This window comes from Streptomyces sp. NPDC002795 (genome assembly GCF_042888725.1).
Classification (GTDB): domain Bacteria; phylum Actinomycetota; class Actinomycetes; order Streptomycetales; family Streptomycetaceae; genus Streptomyces.
Genome location: NZ_JBIAQB010000004.1, coordinates 474,502 through 492,988 on the forward strand (window position 1 = coordinate 474,502; position 18,487 = coordinate 492,988).

Below are 18,487 nucleotides of genomic sequence, written 5' to 3' on the forward strand. Positions count from 1 at the left end.
TATGAAGCTGACGAAGAAGACCCACGCCTGCGTCCGGCTCCAGAAGGACGGGCAGACGCTCGTCATCGACCCGGGCGGATTCTCCGAGGAGGACGCGGCGGTCGGCGCCGACGCGATCCTCGTGACGCACGAGCACCCCGACCACTTCAACGAGGGCCGGCTGCGCGCCGCCATGGAAGCCAACCCCGGGGCGCGCGTCTGGACGCTGAAGTCGGTCGCGGAGCAGCTCTCGGCGGCGTTCCCCGGCCGCGTCCACACGGTGGGCCACGGCGACACGTTCACGGCCGCCGGGTTCGACATCCAGGCGCACGGCGAGCTGCACGCGGTGATCCACCCGGACATCCCGCGCATCACGAACGTCGGCTATCTCGTCGACGACGGCACGGTCTTCCACCCCGGCGACGCCCTCACCGTCCCCGACCACCCGGTCGAGACGCTGATGCTGCCCGTCATGGCGCCCTGGAACAAGATCGCCGAAGTGATCGACTACGTACGGGAGGTCAAGCCGCGCCGCGCGTACGACATCCACGACGCGCTGCTCACCGACCTCGCCCGGCCGATCTACGACAGCCAGATCGGCGCGCTCGGCGGCACCGAGCACCTGCGCCTCACCCCTGGTGGCTCGGCGCAGGTCTGAACTGCCGCTACTTTCCGAGCAGTTCGATGACCTCGGCCGTGGAGCCGATCTCCGCGATGCGCGGGAAGATCTTGCCGAAGCTGTGCTCGTGGGACGCGGCGTCCGTGTCGGTCGTCGCGTCGTCGACCAGTACGAGGTGGTAGCTCAGCTCCCACGCGGCGCGGGCGGAGGACTCGACGCCGATGGACGTCGAGATGCCGCACAGCACGATCTGCGTGACGCCGCGGCGGCGCAGCTGGAGGTCCAGCTCGGTGCCGGTGAAGGCGCCCCAGTGCCGCTTGGTGATGACGATGTCGTCGCCGAGCGGGCCGAGCTCGTCGGGGAACTCGGAGAACGCGGGCGGCGGGGCCTGCGTCATGGCGCCCGCGGCGGCGCGGCCCGTGGGGAGGTCGCCGCCGTCCTGCGACCAGGCGACCTTCACGCGTACGACCGGCAGGCCCTTGGCGCGGAAGGCCTCGGCGAGCTCGGCCCCGTTCCTGAGGACATCGGCGGAGGGGTGCACGGTCGGCAGGCCGAGGATGCCGTTCTGGAGGTCGATGAGGACGAGGGCGGGACGCTCGTCGAGAGGGGTGTTGATCGTCATGTTCGGCAGGCTAACTGTCTAACAGGAAAACTTGCAAGATTGCCTGTCGACCGCGGGTGTGGCGCCACTGTCAGACCCGCCCGGTAGGTTGTGGGACATGCGCATTGCTACCTGGAACGTGAACTCGATCACCGCACGCCTTCCGCGCCTCCTGGCCTGGCTGGAGAGCAGCGGCACGGACGTGCTGTGCATCCAGGAGACCAAGTGCTCGGCGGAGCAGTTCCCCGCCGACGAGCTGCGGGAGCTGGGCTACGAGTCGGCGGTGAACGCGAACGGCAGGTGGAACGGGGTGGCGCTGCTCTCCCGCGTGGGCCTGGAGGACGTGGTCCTCGGTCTGCCGGGCGACCCCGGCTACGACGGCGTGGAGGAGCCCCGCGCGGTCTCCGCGACCTGCGGCGGCGTCCGCGCCTGGTCGGTGTACGTGCCGAACGGGCGGGAGGTGGACCACGCGCACTACGCGTACAAGATCCAGTGGTTCGAGGCCCTGAAGGCGGCGGTCGCGGGTGACGCGGCGGCCTCGCGCCCCTTCGCGGTGATGGGCGACTACAACGTGGCGCCGACGGACGACGACGTGTGGGACATCTCCCTCTTCGACGGCGCGACGCATGTGACCCCCGCCGAGCGGGCGGCGCTCACGGCGCTGCGCGAGACGGGCCTGACCGACGTCATGCCGCGCCCCCTCAAGTACGACCGCCCCTTCACGTACTGGGACTACCGCGCCCTCGGCTTCCCGAAGAACAAGGGCATGCGCATCGACCTGGTCTACGGGAACGCCGCGTTCGCCGGCGCGGTGAAGGACGCCTACGTGGACCGCGAGGAGCGCAAGGGCAAGGGCGCGTCGGACCACGCACCCGTCGTGGTGGATCTCGACGTCTGAGGGAGCGGCCGAGACCGGCTCGATTGTCAGTGGCGGGCGCTAGCGTCGGCGCCCATGACGGATGTGAATACGTACCTGACATCGACCCAACTGGCCTACGACACCGCCGCCGGTGCCTACGCCGAGATCGTGCCCCCGCTCTTCCCGCAGGACCTGTACGCACACGCGGTGTTCGGCGTCTTCGCCGAGCGCGTCAGGCGGGCGGACGCCGGGCCCGTGGCCGACCTCGGCTGCGGGCCCGGACATGTGACGGCCCATCTGGACTCCCTGGGGCTTTCCGCGTTCGGCATCGACCTGTCGCCGAAGACGGTCGCCGAGGCCCGTCGTGCCCACCCCGGCCTGCGGTTCGAGGAGGGCACCATGACCGCCCTCGACCTGGCCGACGGCTCGCTGGGCGGCGTCGTCGCCTGGTACTCGACGGTGCACACGCCGCCCGAGCTGCTGCCGACGGTGTTCGCCGAGTTCCACCGCGTCCTCGCCCCCGGCGGCTACCTGCTGCTCGGCTTCAAGGCCGGCGACCTGCTGCGCCACCTGGACCACGCCTACGGCCACGACCTCTCGCTGGACGTCTACTGGCTGGACCCGGAGCACGTCGCCGGGCTCGTGGACCAGGCAGGCCTCCCGGTGGAGGCCCAGCTGATCCGCGAGCCCGAGGACTACGAGCGGGCGACCCAGGGCCGGCAGGCCGTCCTGATCGCCCGCAAGCCGGACGACGCTACGGCCTGAGCACGTCCAGGTCGATCGAGTCGGCCAGCGCCTTCAGACCCGGGTCGCCGGGGTGCAGATGGTCCCCGCTGTCGTACGCGGGGAGCATCCGCGCCGGGCGGGCCGGGTCGCGGAGCACGGCGTCGAAGTCGAGGTAGCCGTCGAAGCCCGAACCGGGGCTGCGCACAAAGGAGTTGACGGCCTCCCGCTGCTCGTTGGCGGCCGCCGTGCACAGGGCCTCGCCCTCGCACGGCGTGATGGTCGCCCCGATCACCTTGAGGCCCCGCGCGTGCGCCCGCGCCACGATCTCCCGCAGGCCCGCCTCGACCTGTTCGGCGCTCGCGCCCCAGCGCACGTCGTTCACGCCCTGGAACACGACGACCGTCTTCGCCGAGGTCTGCGCGAACACGTCGCGGTCGAGCCGGTGCAGCGCGCTCACGCCGCCCGTGTCGGTGGAGAGTCCGTCGCCCGGGTAGCGGTCGGCGACGACCCGGTTCGCGGAGATGCCCTCGTTGAGGACGCCGTAGTGCGGCACCTTCGACTGCGCGAGGAGCCGCGTCGCGAGCACGTTCGGCCAGCGGTGGTTCGCGTCCAGTGTCGACTTCACGCCATCCGTGATGGAGTCGCCGAGCAGCACGACGGAGCCGGGACCACCGCCCACGTCGACGCCGGTGAGCAGCGGCCAGTACGAGATCGTCGAGCTGTACGAGGAGCCGTCCGCCTCCGTGGCGTGATCGCCCGTCGTGCTCACGTAGCTGCGCTGGATGGCCTGGCTGTGGACGGGCGCCGCGGTGACGGGCTCGGGCAGATGGAAGCTGACGAGAAGATTGGTGTTCTCCGGTACGTCGAAGTCCACCGGGTCACTGAACGCCTGCCCACCGGCGGGGAGTTGAGTGCCGGAGGAGCCCCGGAACGTCAGCGGCACCGGCTTCCCGAGCGTCGATGCCCCCGCCCCCTGCACCGCCACCGACGCGCTCCCGACCCGTACCGGGGTCGCGGCGAAGGTGTTCTCCAGGCGGATGCGGACCTTCGGCCCGCCCGTGCTCGTGTGCACGACGAGCCGGATGGTGCGGTCGGCCCACGGCCCCACCGCGGTGTATCCGGCGGGCGAGGCCGACCAGCTGCCGGTCCACCCGGACGTCGCCGCGCGCACGGACATGCCGAAGACGTGCAGCGCCCCGCCGCTCGGCCTCGGCAGGTCGACGGAGGAGATCTGGCGGCCCTTGCGCACCGGCACGGTCACCGCGTACAGCCGTGTCTTCTCGGCGACTTGGCCGTACGGCGTGTTCCGGTGCGGCAGCGCCACCGACTTCGTGGCGAGCGGCCCGGTACGCCAGTCCGGCGCGCTGAGCCGGTACGTCGAGCGGGAGCCGTCCGCGTACCGCACGACGCCGGTCCCTGCCGCGTCGCCGCCGGTCCCGGCGACCAGGAAGGCGAGCGCGTCCCCGCGCCCGCTCACCCGCACGGACTGCCCGTTCGCCCGTACGTTGTCGGGCCCGGACCCCGCCGTCCGTGGCCAGGTGAGCCGGGACCTGTCGATCTCCATGGTGCGGCCGGGTGTCCAGCCGGCCGCGGTGAGGTCCTGCGCGGACAGGGAGCCGCCCGCGCCGTCGAAGTCCGCTTCGCCGGGCCGTGTGTCGTCGCTGACGGCCCGGTTGTCGAAGAGCCGCTCCAGAGGGAGCGGCTTGGGTCTGGCGGGCGCGGCGTGAGCCGTGGCGACAGGGGTGACCCCCGCGCAGACGGCCAGGATGAACGCGGCTCCCCAAATGCGTCGGCGCAAGACCGACTCCCTCCGCTTGTGTGTCCGCCGTGGTGGTTGCGCCATGAAGCTAAGGACGGGGTGATGGCCCGTCAATGTGTCGCGAGGTAAACGGGGGAGAAAGGCAGGTGTCCGGTTCCTGAACTCCGCGCGGAGCCACCCCCGCGCGCCTGTGGTGCGGGCAGGTGCTCGGATGCCAATCTGGGCGATATGAAGATCCCTTTCGCGGCTCACTGGCGCAAGAAGGACGGTCCGGCCCACGGTGTCGCCGTGTTCCCGACCGGCGACGACGGCGACGAGAGCGAGAGCGGTCTCGTCGAACTCCTCTCCGAGTGCGAGCTGTTGCGTTCCCAGGCCGATGACGCGGGGGTCGAACTCGACGAGTCGGTACGGTCGTTGGAGGCTCTCGACCAACTCGTGCCGCGCTGGCGGGAGGACGAGGACACGCTGCACTGGCTGGGCAACGACGCGGGACTCTACCTCGGCTCGGTCATGGTGCGGCACGTGTCGGGCGCCACCTGGGTGATCTGGGACAACGGGCAGCCGGTGGTACGGCTCGAATCGGGCCGCGACATCGACGTCGTGGAGGCCGGGCACGAGTGGGCGGCGAGCGGAGCGCCCGAGCTTTCCCAGTTCTACGCGGAGGCCGCCGAGTCGTAGGCCGGGGTCGTGGCGCCGCGTAGTTGAGCCTCAAATACGGTTAATGCCCATAAGTGCGTGTCGTCTGTTAAGTCCCATGTAAGCGTGGATAGTTTGCGCGGACCGACACCGCTGAAAGTGGGCAGGGACTGCCGATGGCCGTCGATCCGTTGATCGAACTGCGAGACGTGAACAAGTACTACGGGGAGCTGCATGTCCTCCAGGACATCGACCTCACCGTCGGCAAGGGGGAGGTGGTGGTGGTCATCGGCCCCTCGGGGTCGGGCAAATCGACACTCTGCCGGGCGATCAACCGTCTGGAGACCATCGAGTCCGGAGTGATCCGCCTCGACGGACAGCCGCTCCCCGAGGAGGGGAAGGCGCTCGCACAACTGCGCGCCGAAGTGGGCATGGTCTTCCAGTCGTTCAACCTCTTCGCACACAAGACGGTGCTCCAGAACGTCTCACTGGCCCAGCTGAAGGTCAGAAAGCGCAAGAAGGACGAGGCCGACAAGCGCTCGCGTGAACTCCTCGACCGGGTCGGCCTCGCCGCCCACGCCGACAAGTTCCCCGCGCAGATGTCCGGCGGACAGCAGCAGCGCGTGGCCATCGCCCGCGCACTCGCCATGGACCCCAAGGCCCTCCTCTTCGACGAGCCGACCTCGGCACTCGACCCGGAGATGATCAACGAGGTCCTCGAAGTCATGCAGCAGCTCGCGCACGACGGCATGACGATGGTCGTCGTCACCCACGAGATGGGCTTCGCGCGCACCGCGGCCGACCGCGTCGTCTTCATGGCGGACGGAAAGATCGTGGAGGACCGCAAACCCGAGGAGTTCTTCACCCATCCGGAGAGCGAGCGCGCCCGTGACTTCCTCTCCAAGATCCTGAAGCACTGACCGGGGGAGCGCACCAGCACATGATCGCCAAGTCGCTACGGCTGCTCGCCGCCCTGGCGGTGACGGCCCTGGCCGCCACCGCCTGCGGCAAGGAGGGCAGCCCACCCGTCAAGGGACCATCGGCCGCCGAGCTCCCCCAGTACAAGGTCGCCCAGGGCTTCTCGCTGCCCGACTCCCCGACGTGGAAGAAGGCGCAGAAGCGCGGCCACTTCATCGTCGGCGCCAAGGAGGACCAGCCCTACCTCGGAGAGAAGAACCCCGCGGACGGCACGTACTCGGGCTTCGACATCGAGATCGCCAAGATGGTCTCGGCCTCCCTCGGCCTCGACCCGAAGAAGATCCGCTTCAAGACCATCGCGTCGGCGAACCGCGAGACGGCCCTGCAGAACGCGCAGATCGACTTCTACGTCGGCACCTACACCATCAACGATCTCCGCAAGAAGATCGTCGGCTTCGCGGGCCCGTACTACATGGCAGGCCAGTCGCTGCTCGTGCGCACCGACGAGAAGGACATCAAGGGCCCCGACGACCTCGCCGGCAAGCGCGTCTGCTCCGCGGCCGGCTCCACCCCGTACCAGCGCATCAAGGCCGACTACCCGAAGGCCGAGCTCGTCGCGTACGACACGTACTCGATCTGCGTCGACAACCTGCTGACCTACCAGGTCGACGCGGTCACCACCGACGACGCGATCCTGCTCGGCTACGCGGCCAAGGTGCCGGAGGAGATGAAGCTCGTCGGCAAGCCGTTCTCCGAGGAGCCGTACGGCATCGGCGTCCCGAAGAAGGACAACGCGCTGCGGTTCGCCATCAACGACGCGCTCGAGGCCCGCCAGAAGGACGGCGACTGGAAGAAGGCGTACGAGGCGACGCTCGGCCTGTCCGGAGAGCCGGCCCCGAAACCGCCCGCCATCGACCGCTATCCGGCGAACTGAGGAGGCGTCCCATGAATGTCCTGACCGACAACATCGAGCTGTACTGGAAAGGCTTCCTCGGCACCGTCGAGCTCACCGTCTTCGCGTCGATCCTGGCGCTGGTGCTCGGCTTCCTCATGGCATCCTTCCGGGTCGCACCCGTCGGATCCTTCCGGGCCTTCGGCACCGCGTGGGTCGCCGTGCTGCGCAACACCCCGCTGACGCTGCTGTTCTTCGCGGTGCTGCTCGGCCTCCCGCGATTCGGGCTCGTACTGCCCTTCACCGTCTTCGCGATCCTCGCGCTCGGCTGCTACACCTCGGCGTTCATCTGCGAAGCGGTGCGCTCCGGCATCAACACGGTGCCCAAGGGGCAGGGCGAGGCGGCCCGCAGCCTCGGCATGACGTTCGGCCAGACCCTGACCCATGTGATCCTGCCGCAGGCCTTCCGGTCCGTGATCCCGCCGATCGGCTCCACGCTCATCGCGCTCGCCAAGAACTCCGCGATCGCGGGCGCCTTCAGCGTCGTCGAGCTGCTCGGCACCTACAAGACGCTCAGCGAGCTCGGCTACAACATCATCTGGACCTTCGTCTGGATCGCGATCGGATACCTGATCATCACGCTCGCCATCAGCGCCCTGTTCAACTTCCTCGAGAAGCGCTGGGGGTTCGCCCGATGAAGGCCCTGCGGCACGACGCCACCGCCCTCTACGACATCCCGGGCCCGAAGACCGAACGCCGGCACAAGATGTACGGCGCCCTGTCGACGCTCATCGTGCTCGTCCTGGTCGGCTGGATCCTGTACCTCCTCTTCGACACCGACCAGTTCACGTACACGAAGTGGATGCCCTTCGAATACACGGGCATCCAGGAGCTGCTCCTTCGCGGGCTTGGCAACACGCTCAAGGCCTTCGCCATGGCGGCCGTCCTGTCGCTCGTGCTCGGCACACTCCTGGCCGTGGGGCGGCTCTCCGACCACAAGCCGGTGCGCTGGATCGCGACGCTGCTCGTCGAGTTCTTCCGCGCCATGCCGGTCCTGGTGATGATCTTCTTCATCTACGTGGCCCTGAAAATGGAGCCGCTGGCCGCGCTCGTCGCGGGCCTGACGCTCTACAACGGCTCCGTGCTCGCCGAGGTGTTCCGTTCGGGCATCAACTCGGTGGAGCGCGGGCAGCGCGAGGCGGCGTACGCGCTGGGCATGCGCAAGACGCAGGTCATGACGCATGTGCTCGTCCCTCAGGCAGTGCGGGCCATGCTGCCCGCCATCATCAGCCAGTTGGTGGTGGCGCTGAAGGACACGTCGCTCGGGTATCTCATCACCTACGAGGAGTTCCTCCACGCCGGAAAACTGATCGCTTCCAACCTCGACTACGATTTGCCCTTCATCCCGGTGGTGATGGTGATCTCGCCGATCTACATCGGGATGTGCATGGTGCTGTCCTGGTTCGCCCAGTGGGTGGCCAAGCGTCAGCGGCGCAACCCCAAGACGGAGGCGGCTGACGTCGCCCCGGCCGAGCCAGGGACGCTGCTGCCAGGTACGCAGTAGCCGAAACGAAAGCATCGGCCCGTCCCCGCCCAGCGGTAGCCGGAGATCACTGCTCGCGTAGCTGAGGTTCGCCAAGTTCGTGAGAAGAAGGTCAGCTGCCGCGTGCCGGTCGGGACGTGCCTGCTTGCCGAGGATGAGCGGGCCCTTGTCGCATTCGTACGCGGCGGGGGTACCGCTCTCCTTGGTTTCGCGGCCTATTTGGCGCGGTGCGCGGCCCGGCTGCCAGTGGCGGGCGCGGCGGGCAGCGGGGTCTCCGCCGCCTTCGTGACATCGGCGACCACCTCGACGACGTCCGGCCCGTACGCCCCGGAGTTCACGACCTTCAAAAGCAGGACGAAGGAGTTGTTGCCGTGCTTGCGGGCGAGCCGCTCGTGGTGGCGGGCGAGATAGCGCGTGGCGGCCTGGTTCGTGATCGGCAACTGCCCGCAGAACAAGAAGACCGGTCTCGCCTCAGGAGTGGCGGGACCGGCGGTCAGGCGGGCCAGGAGTACGTACTCGGTTCTGCTCGGCTCCAGACGGTAGCGCTCGGAGCCGATCTGGAAGGCGCCGCGGTCCGGGCCCGGCTCGGGGTCCGTGTTGACCCGGATGCCGGGCAGCAGGCTGACCATGTGCGCGGCCATGCGGCGATTGGAGGCTGGTCCTCCGACACAGAACTCAGTGCGCTCCCCGAAGCCCTGCTGCGCGGTGTCGTGGGCGACGACCTGGGCGTGCGCGTTGCAGTCCTTGATGAGCGCGGAGAGTTCCAGGAGGGCGAAGACGTCGTGGCGCTTCACCGTCAGCTCGGGGCCGCCCGCGTCGCGGTTCACGACGAGCAGCGACTCGGAGTTGTCGGGCAGCCCGAAGAAGGCCTGCTTGCGGCGGAGCTTGCGCCGCCACAGGTAGGTGCGGGCCAGCCAGCCCAGCGAGGCGCTGATGCCCGCCGCGATCAGGCCGAGGACGATGTTGCGCACGTCTTCAGTCATGGGGGCGCACTCTAGCGGGATGTTCGACCGGGGTTCGAGGGGGTCCTGACGGCGCGGACCGATCAAGTTACGCTGCGCTGACGCCTGTTGACCGGAGGTACTGATGAGACGTTCAGTTGTGCGGAATCTGTCGGTCTTCGCCGCACTTGGCAGCATGGTGGCCGTAGGCGCCGCGGCTCCGCCTTCGTCCGGTTCGCCCACGCCCGCTTCGACTGTGAAGGAACCGGTCGCGGTCGGCTCCGGTGGCGCCGTGGCGAGCGTCGACAAGGACGCCTCAGCGGCCGGTATCGAGGTACTGAAGCGCGGGGGCAACGCGGTGGACGCCGCCGTCGCCACCGCGGCAGCCCTCGGAGTGACCGAGCCGTACTCGGCCGGGGTCGGTGGCGGCGGCTACTTCGTCTACTACGACGCCAAGTCCCGCAAGGTGCACACGATCGACGGCCGCGAGACGGCGCCGCTGACGGCCGGCTCCGACCTCTTCCTGGAGAACGGCAAACCGCTCGCCTTCAACGACGCGGTCACCAGCGGCCTGAGCGTGGGAACGCCCGGCACGCCGGCGACCTGGCAGTCCGCACTCGACGCGTGGGGGAGTCGCTCCCTCGGCTCGGCCCTGAAGCCCGCGACGAGGCTGGCGAACGACGGGTTCACCGTCGACGACACGTTCCGCTCGCAGACCGCGTCGAACGAGACCCGGTTCCGCAACTTCCCCGACACCGCGAAGCTCTTCCTTCCGGGCGGGAAGCTCCCGGCGGTCGGCTCGACGTTCAAGAACCCGGACCTGGCACGCACATACCAGCAACTGGGCCGGGACGGGGTCGGGGCGCTGTACCGCGGCGACATCGGCAAGGACGTCGTGAAGACAGTCAACAAGCCACCGGTGGACCCGGGTTCGGGCTACAACGCGCGCCCCGGAAAGCTGTCGGCGAAGGACCTCGCGGCCTACGGCACCAAGCTCCAGGCGCCGACCCGGACCTCGTACCGCGGCCTCGGCGTCTACTCCATGGCGCCGTCCTCGTCCGGTGGCACGAGTGTCGGCGAGGCGCTCAACATCCTTGAGAACACCGACCTGTCGAAGGCGTCCGACGTCCGGTACCTGCACCGCTTCATCGAGGCGAGCCGCGTGGCCTTCGCCGACCGGGGGCGCTGGGTGGGCGACCCGGCATTCGAGGACGTACCGACGAAGGGGCTGCTGTCGCAGCGGTTCGCCGACTCCCGCGAGTGCCTCATCAAGGACGACGCGGTGCTCAAGAGCCCGCTCGCGCCCGGAGATCCGCGGCACCCCGGCACGTGCGGCAAGGCCGGGGACAAGGCGGCGCCCACGACGTACGAGGGTGAGAACACCACGCACCTCACCGCGGCCGACAAGTGGGGCAACGTCGTCTCCTACACCCTCACCATCGAGACGACCGGCGGCAGCGGTATCACCGTGCCGGGGCGCGGCTTCCTGCTCAACAACGAGCTGACGGACTTCTCGTTCGCGCCCGCGAGCGCCGAGGTGCACGACCCGAACCTGCCGGGTCCCGGCAAGCGCCCGCGCTCGTCGATCTCGCCGACGATCGTGCTCGACAAGGCGGGCAAGCCGGTGGTGGCGCTCGGTTCACCCGGCGGCGCCACCATCATCACCACGGTGTTGCAGACGTTGACGGGTTTCCTCGACCGTGACCTGCCGCTGGTCGACGCGATCGCGGCGCCGAGGGCGAGTCAGCGCAACGCGGCGCAGACGGAGCTGGAACCGGGCCTGTACGGCAGCGGTTTGCGGGAGGACCTGGAGGCCATCGGCCACTCCTTCAAGGAGAACCCGGAGATCGGAGCGGCGACGGCCGTCCAGCGGTTGCCGGGCGGGAAGTGGCTTGCGGCGGCGGAGAGGGTTCGGCGGGGTGGGGGTTCGGCGATGGTGGTTTCCTCCGGCAAGTAGCCGACGGTCGTCCGGCCCTACGCCTCGGGGCTCCGCCCCGGCCCCCGCGCCTCAATCGCCGGCGGGGCTGGAAGGATCGGGCTTCTGCCCCGTGCGCCGTGTCTCGAACGTCGGCGGGGCTGGAAGGGTCGGGGTTCTGCCTCGTGCGCCGTGTCTCAATCGTCGGCGGGGCTGGAAGGGTCGGGGCTCCGCCCGGTGCGCCGTGTCTCGAACGTCGGCGGGGCTGGAAGGATCGGGGTTCTGCCTCGTGCGCCGTGTCTCAATCGTCGGCGGGGCTGGAAAGGTCGGCGCTCCGCCCCGTGCGCCGTGCCTCGAACGTCGGCGGGGCTGGAAGGATCGGGGGTCCGCCCCGCGCCCTGCGCCTCAATCGCCGGCGGGGCTTGATGTGGTGCTGCCCGATCAAGCCCCTGCGGCGATTGAGCAGCGGGGTCCGGGGCGGAGCCCCGAGGGTGCAACCCCGTTTCGGCGGGGCCTAGCGGGCCGTCAAGACACGCGGGCCGGCCTCCGTGATCGCCACGGAGTGCTCCGCGTGGGCGGCCCGGGAGCCGTCGTTCGTGCGGAGGGTCCAGCCGTCGGGCGCCTCGTGGTAGCCGTCCCCACCGCCGCCGATGACCATGGGCTCGATGGCCAGCGCCATGCCGTGGCGCAACCGCATCCCCCTGCCCGGCCGCCCCTCGTTCGGCACGGACGGGTCCTCGTGCATGCGGCGCCCGATGCCGTGCCCGCCGAAGCCCTCCGGGATCCCATACCCGGCCTCCCGGCACACCGTCCCGATCGCGTGCGCGATGTCCCCGATCCGGTTGCCGACGACCGCCGCCCCGATCCCCGCGGCGAGCGCCCGCTCGGCCGTCTCGACCAGCCGTACGTCCTCCGGCCGCGCCCTGCCGACCGTAAAGCTGATCGCGGAGTCCCCGGCCCAGCCGCCCAGCTCCGCCCCGGTGTCGATCGACACCAGGTCCCCGTCCCGCAGCCGGTACGTGGTCGGGATGCCGTGCACGATCGCGTCGTTCACGGACGCGCAGATGACCGCGGGGAAGGGCGCGGGGGCGAAGCTCGGCCGGTAGCCGAGGAAGGGGGACGTCGCCCCCGCCTCGCGCAGCACCTCACGCGCCACCTCGTCGAGCTCCAGCAGGCTCACGCCCACGGCCGCGTGCTCCCGTACCGCGCTGAGCGCGTCGCCCACGACCCGCCCCGCTTCCCGCATCGCTTCGATCGATGTGTCCGTCTTGAGTTCCACCATGCCAATTACTATACCGGTATTTAAATCCGGTACAGAAATTGGGGCCTCGGGTAGCATGGGGACATGGTCCGAACCCCCTTGACCCCCGAAGAGCGCGAGCGCGGCGAACACCTCGGCCGGCTGCTGCGCGAGGCGCGGTGCGGTCGCAGCATGACGGAGGTGGCCGCGGGCGCGGGCCTCTCCGTCGAGACGCTGCGCAAGATCGAGACGGGCCGGGCGCCCACCCCGGCCTTCTTCACGGTCGCCGCGCTCGCCCGGGAGCTGGGGCTTTCCTTGGACGAGCTGATGACGCACTGCGCACCGGTGCCCGCCTGACACGTCGGACCATCACCCGCACGGGTGCCGGGGCCGCCCCGATCCAGCGGGTTGCCGACGATGGTCTTGGCAAGCCCTCCTGTGAGGCTTACGTTCGTCCCTCTACGGCTGCTCTACGTGCGTAGAGGCCGCTAGGCAGGGACGTGCCTGCGTAGAGACGTAGAGACGTAAGGAAGAAGGAGTGCTGCCGATGACCACCCCTCCCCGAGCCTCTCTGCACGACCGGCACCGCGATGTCCTGCCGGACTGGCTGGCCCTGTACTACGACGACCCGATCGAGCTCACGCACGGCGAGGGCCGGTACGTCTGGGACGCCGAGGGCAACAAGTACCTCGACTTCTTCGGCGGCATCCTCACCACGATGACCGCGCACGCCCTGCCCGAGGTCACGAAGGCGATCAGCGAGCAGGCCTCCCGCATCGTCCACTCGTCGACGCTCTATCTGAACCGGCCGATGGTCGAACTCGCCGAGCGCGTCGCCCAGTTGTCGGGCATCCCGGACGCCCGCGTCTTCTTCACCACGTCGGGCACCGAGGCCAACGACACGGCGCTGCTGCTCGCCACCACGTACCGCCGCTCGAACCAGATCCTGGCGATGCGCAACAGCTACCACGGCCGCTCGTTCTCCACCGTCGGCATCACCGGCAACAAGGGCTGGTCGCCGACGAGCCTGTCCCCGCTGCAGACGCTGTACGTGCACGGAGGCGTGCGCGGCCGAGGCCCCTACGCCCATCTGTCCGACGCCGAGTTCATCGACGCCTGCGTCGCGGACCTGCGGGACATGCTCGGCCAGACCCGCGGCAACGTCGCGGCGCTCATCGCCGAACCCATCCAGGGCGTCGGCGGCTTCACCTCCCCGCCCGACGGCCTGTACGCCGCCTTCCGCGACGTCCTGCGCGAGCACGGCATCCTGTGGATCTCGGACGAGGTGCAGACCGGCTGGGGCCGCACCGGCGAGCACTTCTGGGGCTGGCAGGCACACGCGCGATCAGGCCCGCCGGACATCCTGACCTTCGCCAAGGGCATCGGCAACGGCATGTCGATCGGCGGCGTCGTCGCCGGCGCCGACGTCATGAACTGCCTTGACGCCAACTCCATTTCGACCTTCGGCGGCTCCCCGATCACCATGTCGGCGGGCCTCGCCAACCTCACGTACCTCCTGGAACACGACCTCCCGGGCAACGCACGGCGGGTCGGCGGACTCCTCATCGAGCGCCTGCGCGCGATCGCCGCGTGTGCGCCCGGTGTGCGCGAGGTGCGGGGGCGTGGCCTGATGATCGGCGTCGAACTGGAGGGGCCGGGTCCCGACGCGGCGCAGGTCATCGAGTCCTGCCGCGCGCAAGGGCTGTTGATCGGCAAGGGGGGTGGGCACGATTCGAGTGTGCTGCGGATCGCTCCGCCGATGACCTTGACGGTGGCGGAGGCGGAGGAGGGGGCCGGGATTCTGGAACGGGCGTTGCATGGTGCGGCCTAGGAGTGGTTTCGGTCGCGGGGCTCCGCCCCGGACCCCGCGCCTCAATCGCCGGCGGGGCTTGAACTGAACGGAGGCCTCCGCACATGACCGCGCACACCCTCTCCGTCCGCCAGATACTCGCCCTCGACCGCATCGCCGCCGGCCAACCGGAGGTGGTCGCCGCGGCCGGTCACCTCGACCGCCCCGTCCGCTGGGTGCACGTGGCCGAGGCCGCGGACGTAGGGGTGATGCTGAGCGGCGGCGAGATGATCCTCACCACGGGAGTCCTGCTCGCGGACGACGAGCGGCTGCAGGCCGAGTACATCAACTCCCTGCACCGCGCGGAGGCCGCCGCCCTCGTGCTGGGCCTCGGCCGCGCCTTCCCGTCCTCCCCGGAGGGGATGCGCCGCGCCGCCGAACGGCACGGGCTGCCCATGGTGGTGATGCACCGCCCGTTCCCCTTCGCCGAGTTGACGGAGGAGGTCCAATCCCGGCTCGTACGAAGGAAGTTCGCCGCCGTCAGCCTCTCCGAGGGAATCCGTACCGCGCTCACAGGACTCATCACGGCGGGCGCCCCGCTCCAGGGGCTGCTCGACGAGATCGCCGCGCACAGCGGCTGCCCGGTCGTCCTCACCAACCTCGCCCACCGCGTCCTCGCCACCGCGGGCGAACACCCCGCAGTCGAGGACGTGTTGCGCGACTGGGACCGCATCGCCCGGCAGCCCGGCGGTGTCGACGGGGAGGGCTGGATCCGCGCGGAGCTCGGTGGCCGGGGTGAACGCTGGGGCTCCGTCGTACTGTGCGGGCACCGCGGCGACGGCGCGTCCGGGCGGCTGCTCGCGGACCGTGCGGCGGAGGCCCTGGTGCTGCACCACCTGCTGGCGGGCTCCGGGCCGAGCTGGGAGGAGCAGTCGGCCCGCTGTCTGCTCTCCGACCTGCTCGCGGGTGGCGCACCGGCCCGCGGCCTGCTGCCCCGCGCACGCGCGGCGGGCCTCCCGGTGAACCGCCGCACCTTCGTCCCCCTCGTCGTACGTGACACGTCCCCGGCCCAACTCGACCGTCTCCTACGCCTGTTGGGGCTCACAGGACTGGTGGCGGAACTCGCCGAACGCTCCACCGCCGTCCTCCTCAGCCTCGCCCGCGACCAGTCGCCCGACGCCCTCGCCGCGCACTTCGCCGACCGGCTGCGCGCGGAGAGCGGCGACGCGCGGGCCGTCGTCGCGGCGGGCCCCGCACGCACCGACTGGGAGGACGTACCGGAGGCACTGCGCGAGGCGCTGCACGTCGCCGACGCCGCCACCGGCGCGCCGCCCGGCCTCCCGCCGGTGGTCCGCATCGGCGACGTACGACTGCGCGGCCTCGTACGGCAGTTGCGCGACGACCCCCGCGTACAGGCCTTCTCCGAAAGGGAGTTGGACGCCATCCTGGCCTCCGACGACGCCGCGGAACTCCTCCCCGTCCTGCGCGGCTACCTCACCACCGGTCGCAACAAGTCCCGCACCGCCCACCTCACCCACATGAGCCGACCCGCCCTCTACCGCCGCCTGCAGTCCATAGAGACGCTGCTCGGAGTCGACCTCGACGACTTCGAGCAGGCCGCGTCCGTCCATCTGGCCCTGCTCGCGCACGACGCGCAGTCGGGGCCGTGACACCGTGCAACGCCCGCGCCGTCACGCGTGACACGCTGCGACTCGGCGGCGGCGCCCCCGCTCCCTATCGTCGACACCACACAGTGCAACCCCCTCTCAGGGAGGTCCGATGAGCCCCGTGATCCGCGCCGCCATCTTCCAGACCGCATGGACCGGCGACAAAGAGTCCATGATCAAGGTGCACGAGCAGGCGGTCCGCGACGCCGCCGCCCAGGGCGCCCAAGTCCTCTGCTTCCAGGAGCTGTTCTACGGCCCGTACTTCTGCCAGGTGCAGGACGCGAAGTTCTACGAGTACGCGGAGTCGGTGCCGGACGGGCCGGTCGTCCAGCGCTTCCAGGCCCTCGCCCGCGAGCACGGCATCGTCCTCGTCCTCCCCGTCTACGAGGAGGAGCAGCCGGGCGTCCTCTACAACACGGCCGCCGTGATCGACGCCGACGGCAGCTACCTCGGCAAGTACCGCAAGACGCACATCCCGCAGGTCAAGGGCTTCTGGGAGAAGTTCTACTTCCGCCCCGGCAACAGCGGCTGGCCGGTCTTCGACACGGCCGTCGGCAAGATCGGCGTCTACATCTGCTACGACCGGCACTTCCCGGAGGGCTGGCGCGCACTCGGCCTGGAGGGCGCCCAGATCGTCTTCAACCCGTCGGCCACCTCGCGCGGCCTCTCCGGCTACCTCTGGCAACTGGAACAGCCGGCGGCAGCGGTCGCCAACGAGTACTTCGTCGGCGCCATCAACCGCGTCGGCGTCGAGGAGTACGGCGACAACGACTTCTACGGCACGTCGTACTTCGTCGACCCCGAGGGCCGGTTCGTCGGCGAGGTCGCCGACGACAAGGCGCCCGAACTCGTCGTCCGCGAGCTCGACATGGCGAAGCTGCGCGAGGTCCGCGACCGCTGGCAGTTCTACCGCGACCGCAACCCGCAGGCGTACGAGCCCCTGACCCGCCCGTAAGTCCCCGTACCTCTGGAGGAGCACATGAGCGCCGTCCGTACGGTCATCCGCGGCGGACTCGTCGTCACCGCCGCCGACGAGTTGCACGCCGACGTCCTCATCGAGGACGGCCGCGTCGTGGCCCTCGCGGCCACCGGGAGCGACACCGCCGCGTCCTGGACGGACGCGCGCACCATCGACGCGTCGCGGAAGTACGTCATCCCTGGCGGCGTCGACGGGCACACCCACATGGAGATGCCGTTCGGCGGCACCTACGCGGCCGACACCTTCGAGACCGGCACGCGGGCGGCGGCCTGGGGCGGCACCACGACCATCGTGGACTTCGCCATCCAGACGGTCGGCCGTTCGCTGCGCGAGGGCCTCGACGCCTGGTACGCCAAGGCGGACGGCCAGTGCGCCATCGACTACGGCTTCCACATGATCGTCTCCGATGTGCACGAGGACACGCTGAAGGAGATGGATCTGCTGGTGGGAGAGGGGGTGACGTCCTTCAAACAGTTCATGGCCTACCCGGGCGTCTTCTACTCCGACGACGGGCAGATCCTGCGGGCGATGCAGCGGGCCGGTGAGAACGGCGGCCTGATCATGATGCACGCGGAGAACGGCATCGCGATCGACGTCCTGGTCGAGCAGGCGCTGGCCCGCGGCGAGACCGACCCGCGCTACCACGGCGAGGTCCGCAAGTCCCTGCTCGAATCGGAGGCGACGCACCGCGCGATCAAGCTGGCGCAGGTGGCGGGCGCGCCGCTGTACGTGGTGCACGTGTCGGCGCAGGAGGCGGTGGAGGAGATCGCGAAGGCGCGGCACGAGGGCCTGCCGGTCTTCGGTGAGACGTGTCCGCAGTATCTGTTCCTGTCGACGGACAACCTGGCGGAGCCGGAGTTCGAGGGCGCCAAGTACGTGTGCAGCACCCCGCTGCGGCCGAAGGAGCATCAGGCGGCGCTCTGGCGCGGCCTGCGCACGAACGAGCTCCAGGTCGTCTCCACCGACCACTGCCCGTTCTGTTTCAGCGGGCAGAAGGAGCTGGGCCGCGGCGACTTCTCGAAGATCCCGAACGGGATGCCGGGCGTCGAGAACCGGATGGACCTGCTGCATCAGGCGGTGGTGGACGGTCACATCTCGCGTCGGCGGTGGATCGAGATCGCCTGCGCCAGCCCGGCGCGGATGTTCGGGCTGTACCCGAAGAAGGGGACCATCGCGCCGGGCGCGGACGCCGACATCGTGATCTACGACCCGCACGCCGAGCAGACGATCTCGGCGGAGACCCATCACATGAACGTCGACTACTCGGCGTACGAGGGGAAGCGGCTGACCGGGCGGGTCGAGACCGTGCTGTCCCGCGGTGAACTCGTCGTGACGGAGCGGGAGTTCACGGGGCGGGCCGGGCACGGGGTGTACATGCCGCGGGGGACGTGTCAGTACCTGGGGTAGGCCCTGTCCTTCGGCCC

The 18,487-nt window shown here is 70.0% G+C and carries 18 protein-coding genes; 14 read left to right on the forward strand and 4 right to left on the reverse strand.

From position 1 onward, the window contains the following. The first annotated feature begins 1 nt into the window (after position 1). The gene (locus tag ACFYWS_RS15265; RefSeq protein WP_389275254.1) at positions 2-637 is read left to right on the forward strand and encodes an MBL fold metallo-hydrolase; all 636 of its coding nucleotides are present in this window, start codon (positions 2-4) and stop codon (positions 635-637) included. A gap of 7 nt (positions 638-644) precedes the next feature. On the opposite strand, the gene ACFYWS_RS15270 is transcribed toward ACFYWS_RS15265, so the two are convergent. After that, positions 645-1,220 (reverse strand): isochorismatase family protein, encoded by a 576-nt coding sequence (locus tag ACFYWS_RS15270; RefSeq protein WP_389275257.1) that lies wholly within the window; start codon positions 1,218-1,220, stop codon positions 645-647. Positions 1,221-1,317: 97 nt separating this feature from the next. Here ACFYWS_RS15270 and ACFYWS_RS15275 point away from each other — a divergent pair, with 97 nt between their 5' ends. Together ACFYWS_RS15275 and ACFYWS_RS15280 are read left to right on the forward strand one after the other, a co-directional pair. Further along, positions 1,318-2,097, forward strand: a complete 780-nt coding sequence (locus ACFYWS_RS15275; protein WP_389275259.1) for an exodeoxyribonuclease III — start codon at positions 1,318-1,320, stop codon at positions 2,095-2,097. A gap of 54 nt (positions 2,098-2,151) precedes the next feature. Further along, a complete protein-coding gene (locus ACFYWS_RS15280; protein WP_389275262.1) occupies positions 2,152-2,823 on the forward strand; it encodes a class I SAM-dependent methyltransferase in 672 nt (223 codons plus the stop codon). On the opposite strand, the gene ACFYWS_RS15285 is transcribed toward ACFYWS_RS15280, so the two are convergent. Further along, entirely contained in the window at positions 2,813-4,627 is a 1,815-nt protein-coding gene (locus ACFYWS_RS15285) for an SGNH/GDSL hydrolase family protein (RefSeq protein WP_389275264.1), read from the reverse strand. The two genes, ACFYWS_RS15280 and ACFYWS_RS15285, sit on opposite strands and share 11 nt — an antisense overlap. A gap of 144 nt (positions 4,628-4,771) precedes the next feature. Between ACFYWS_RS15285 and ACFYWS_RS15290 the strand changes: the two genes are divergently transcribed. The 5 genes from ACFYWS_RS15290 (at position 4,772) to ACFYWS_RS15310 (ending at position 8,553) form a co-directional block, all read left to right on the forward strand. Then, a complete protein-coding gene (locus ACFYWS_RS15290; protein WP_326021675.1) occupies positions 4,772-5,221 on the forward strand; it encodes a DUF6278 family protein in 450 nt (149 codons plus the stop codon). A 134-nt stretch (positions 5,222-5,355) separates the two neighbouring features. Further along, positions 5,356-6,099, forward strand: a complete 744-nt coding sequence (locus tag ACFYWS_RS15295; RefSeq protein ID WP_389275267.1) for an amino acid ABC transporter ATP-binding protein — start codon at positions 5,356-5,358, stop codon at positions 6,097-6,099. Between the two features lie 20 nt (positions 6,100-6,119). Continuing rightward, positions 6,120-7,031 (forward strand): glutamate ABC transporter substrate-binding protein, encoded by a 912-nt coding sequence (locus ACFYWS_RS15300; RefSeq protein WP_389275270.1) that lies wholly within the window; start codon positions 6,120-6,122, stop codon positions 7,029-7,031. A gap of 11 nt (positions 7,032-7,042) precedes the next feature. Continuing rightward, on the forward strand, positions 7,043-7,687 hold the full coding sequence (locus ACFYWS_RS15305) for an amino acid ABC transporter permease (RefSeq protein ID WP_389275273.1): 645 nt from the start codon (positions 7,043-7,045) through the stop codon (positions 7,685-7,687). After that, entirely contained in the window at positions 7,684-8,553 is an 870-nt protein-coding gene (locus tag ACFYWS_RS15310) for an amino acid ABC transporter permease (RefSeq protein ID WP_389275276.1), read from the forward strand. Before ACFYWS_RS15305 ends, ACFYWS_RS15310 begins: the two co-directional genes overlap by 4 nt. 194 nt (positions 8,554-8,747) lie before the next feature. On the opposite strand, the gene ACFYWS_RS15315 is transcribed toward ACFYWS_RS15310, so the two are convergent. After that, on the reverse strand, positions 8,748-9,515 hold the full coding sequence (locus ACFYWS_RS15315) for a hypothetical protein (protein ID WP_389275279.1): 768 nt from the start codon (positions 9,513-9,515) through the stop codon (positions 8,748-8,750). Between the two features lie 103 nt (positions 9,516-9,618). On the opposite strand from ACFYWS_RS15315, the gene ggt reads away from it, so the two are divergent. Continuing rightward, complete coding sequence (gene ggt, locus ACFYWS_RS15320; protein ID WP_389275282.1) at positions 9,619-11,430, forward strand: gamma-glutamyltransferase; 1,812 nt, start codon at positions 9,619-9,621, stop codon at positions 11,428-11,430. Positions 11,431-11,902: 472 nt separating this feature from the next. Here ggt and map read toward each other — a convergent pair whose 3' ends face one another. Beyond that, complete coding sequence (map, locus tag ACFYWS_RS15325; RefSeq protein ID WP_389275285.1) at positions 11,903-12,670, reverse strand: type I methionyl aminopeptidase; 768 nt, start codon at positions 12,668-12,670, stop codon at positions 11,903-11,905. Between the two features lie 63 nt (positions 12,671-12,733). Here map and ACFYWS_RS15330 point away from each other — a divergent pair, with 63 nt between their 5' ends. The 5 genes from ACFYWS_RS15330 (at position 12,734) to hydA (ending at position 18,470) form a co-directional block, all read left to right on the forward strand. After that, entirely contained in the window at positions 12,734-12,985 is a 252-nt protein-coding gene (locus tag ACFYWS_RS15330) for a helix-turn-helix domain-containing protein (protein WP_389275288.1), read from the forward strand. A gap of 190 nt (positions 12,986-13,175) precedes the next feature. Continuing rightward, complete coding sequence (locus ACFYWS_RS15335) at positions 13,176-14,459, forward strand: aspartate aminotransferase family protein (RefSeq protein ID WP_389275291.1); 1,284 nt, start codon at positions 13,176-13,178, stop codon at positions 14,457-14,459. Positions 14,460-14,542: 83 nt separating this feature from the next. Then, complete coding sequence (locus ACFYWS_RS15340) at positions 14,543-16,087, forward strand: PucR family transcriptional regulator (RefSeq protein ID WP_389275294.1); 1,545 nt, start codon at positions 14,543-14,545, stop codon at positions 16,085-16,087. Positions 16,088-16,196: 109 nt separating this feature from the next. Continuing rightward, entirely contained in the window at positions 16,197-17,039 is an 843-nt protein-coding gene (locus tag ACFYWS_RS15345; protein WP_389275297.1) for a nitrilase-related carbon-nitrogen hydrolase, read from the forward strand. A 24-nt stretch (positions 17,040-17,063) separates the two neighbouring features. Further along, complete coding sequence (hydA, locus tag ACFYWS_RS15350) at positions 17,064-18,470, forward strand: dihydropyrimidinase (protein WP_389275300.1); 1,407 nt, start codon at positions 17,064-17,066, stop codon at positions 18,468-18,470. Positions 18,471-18,487: the final 17 nt, after the last annotated feature.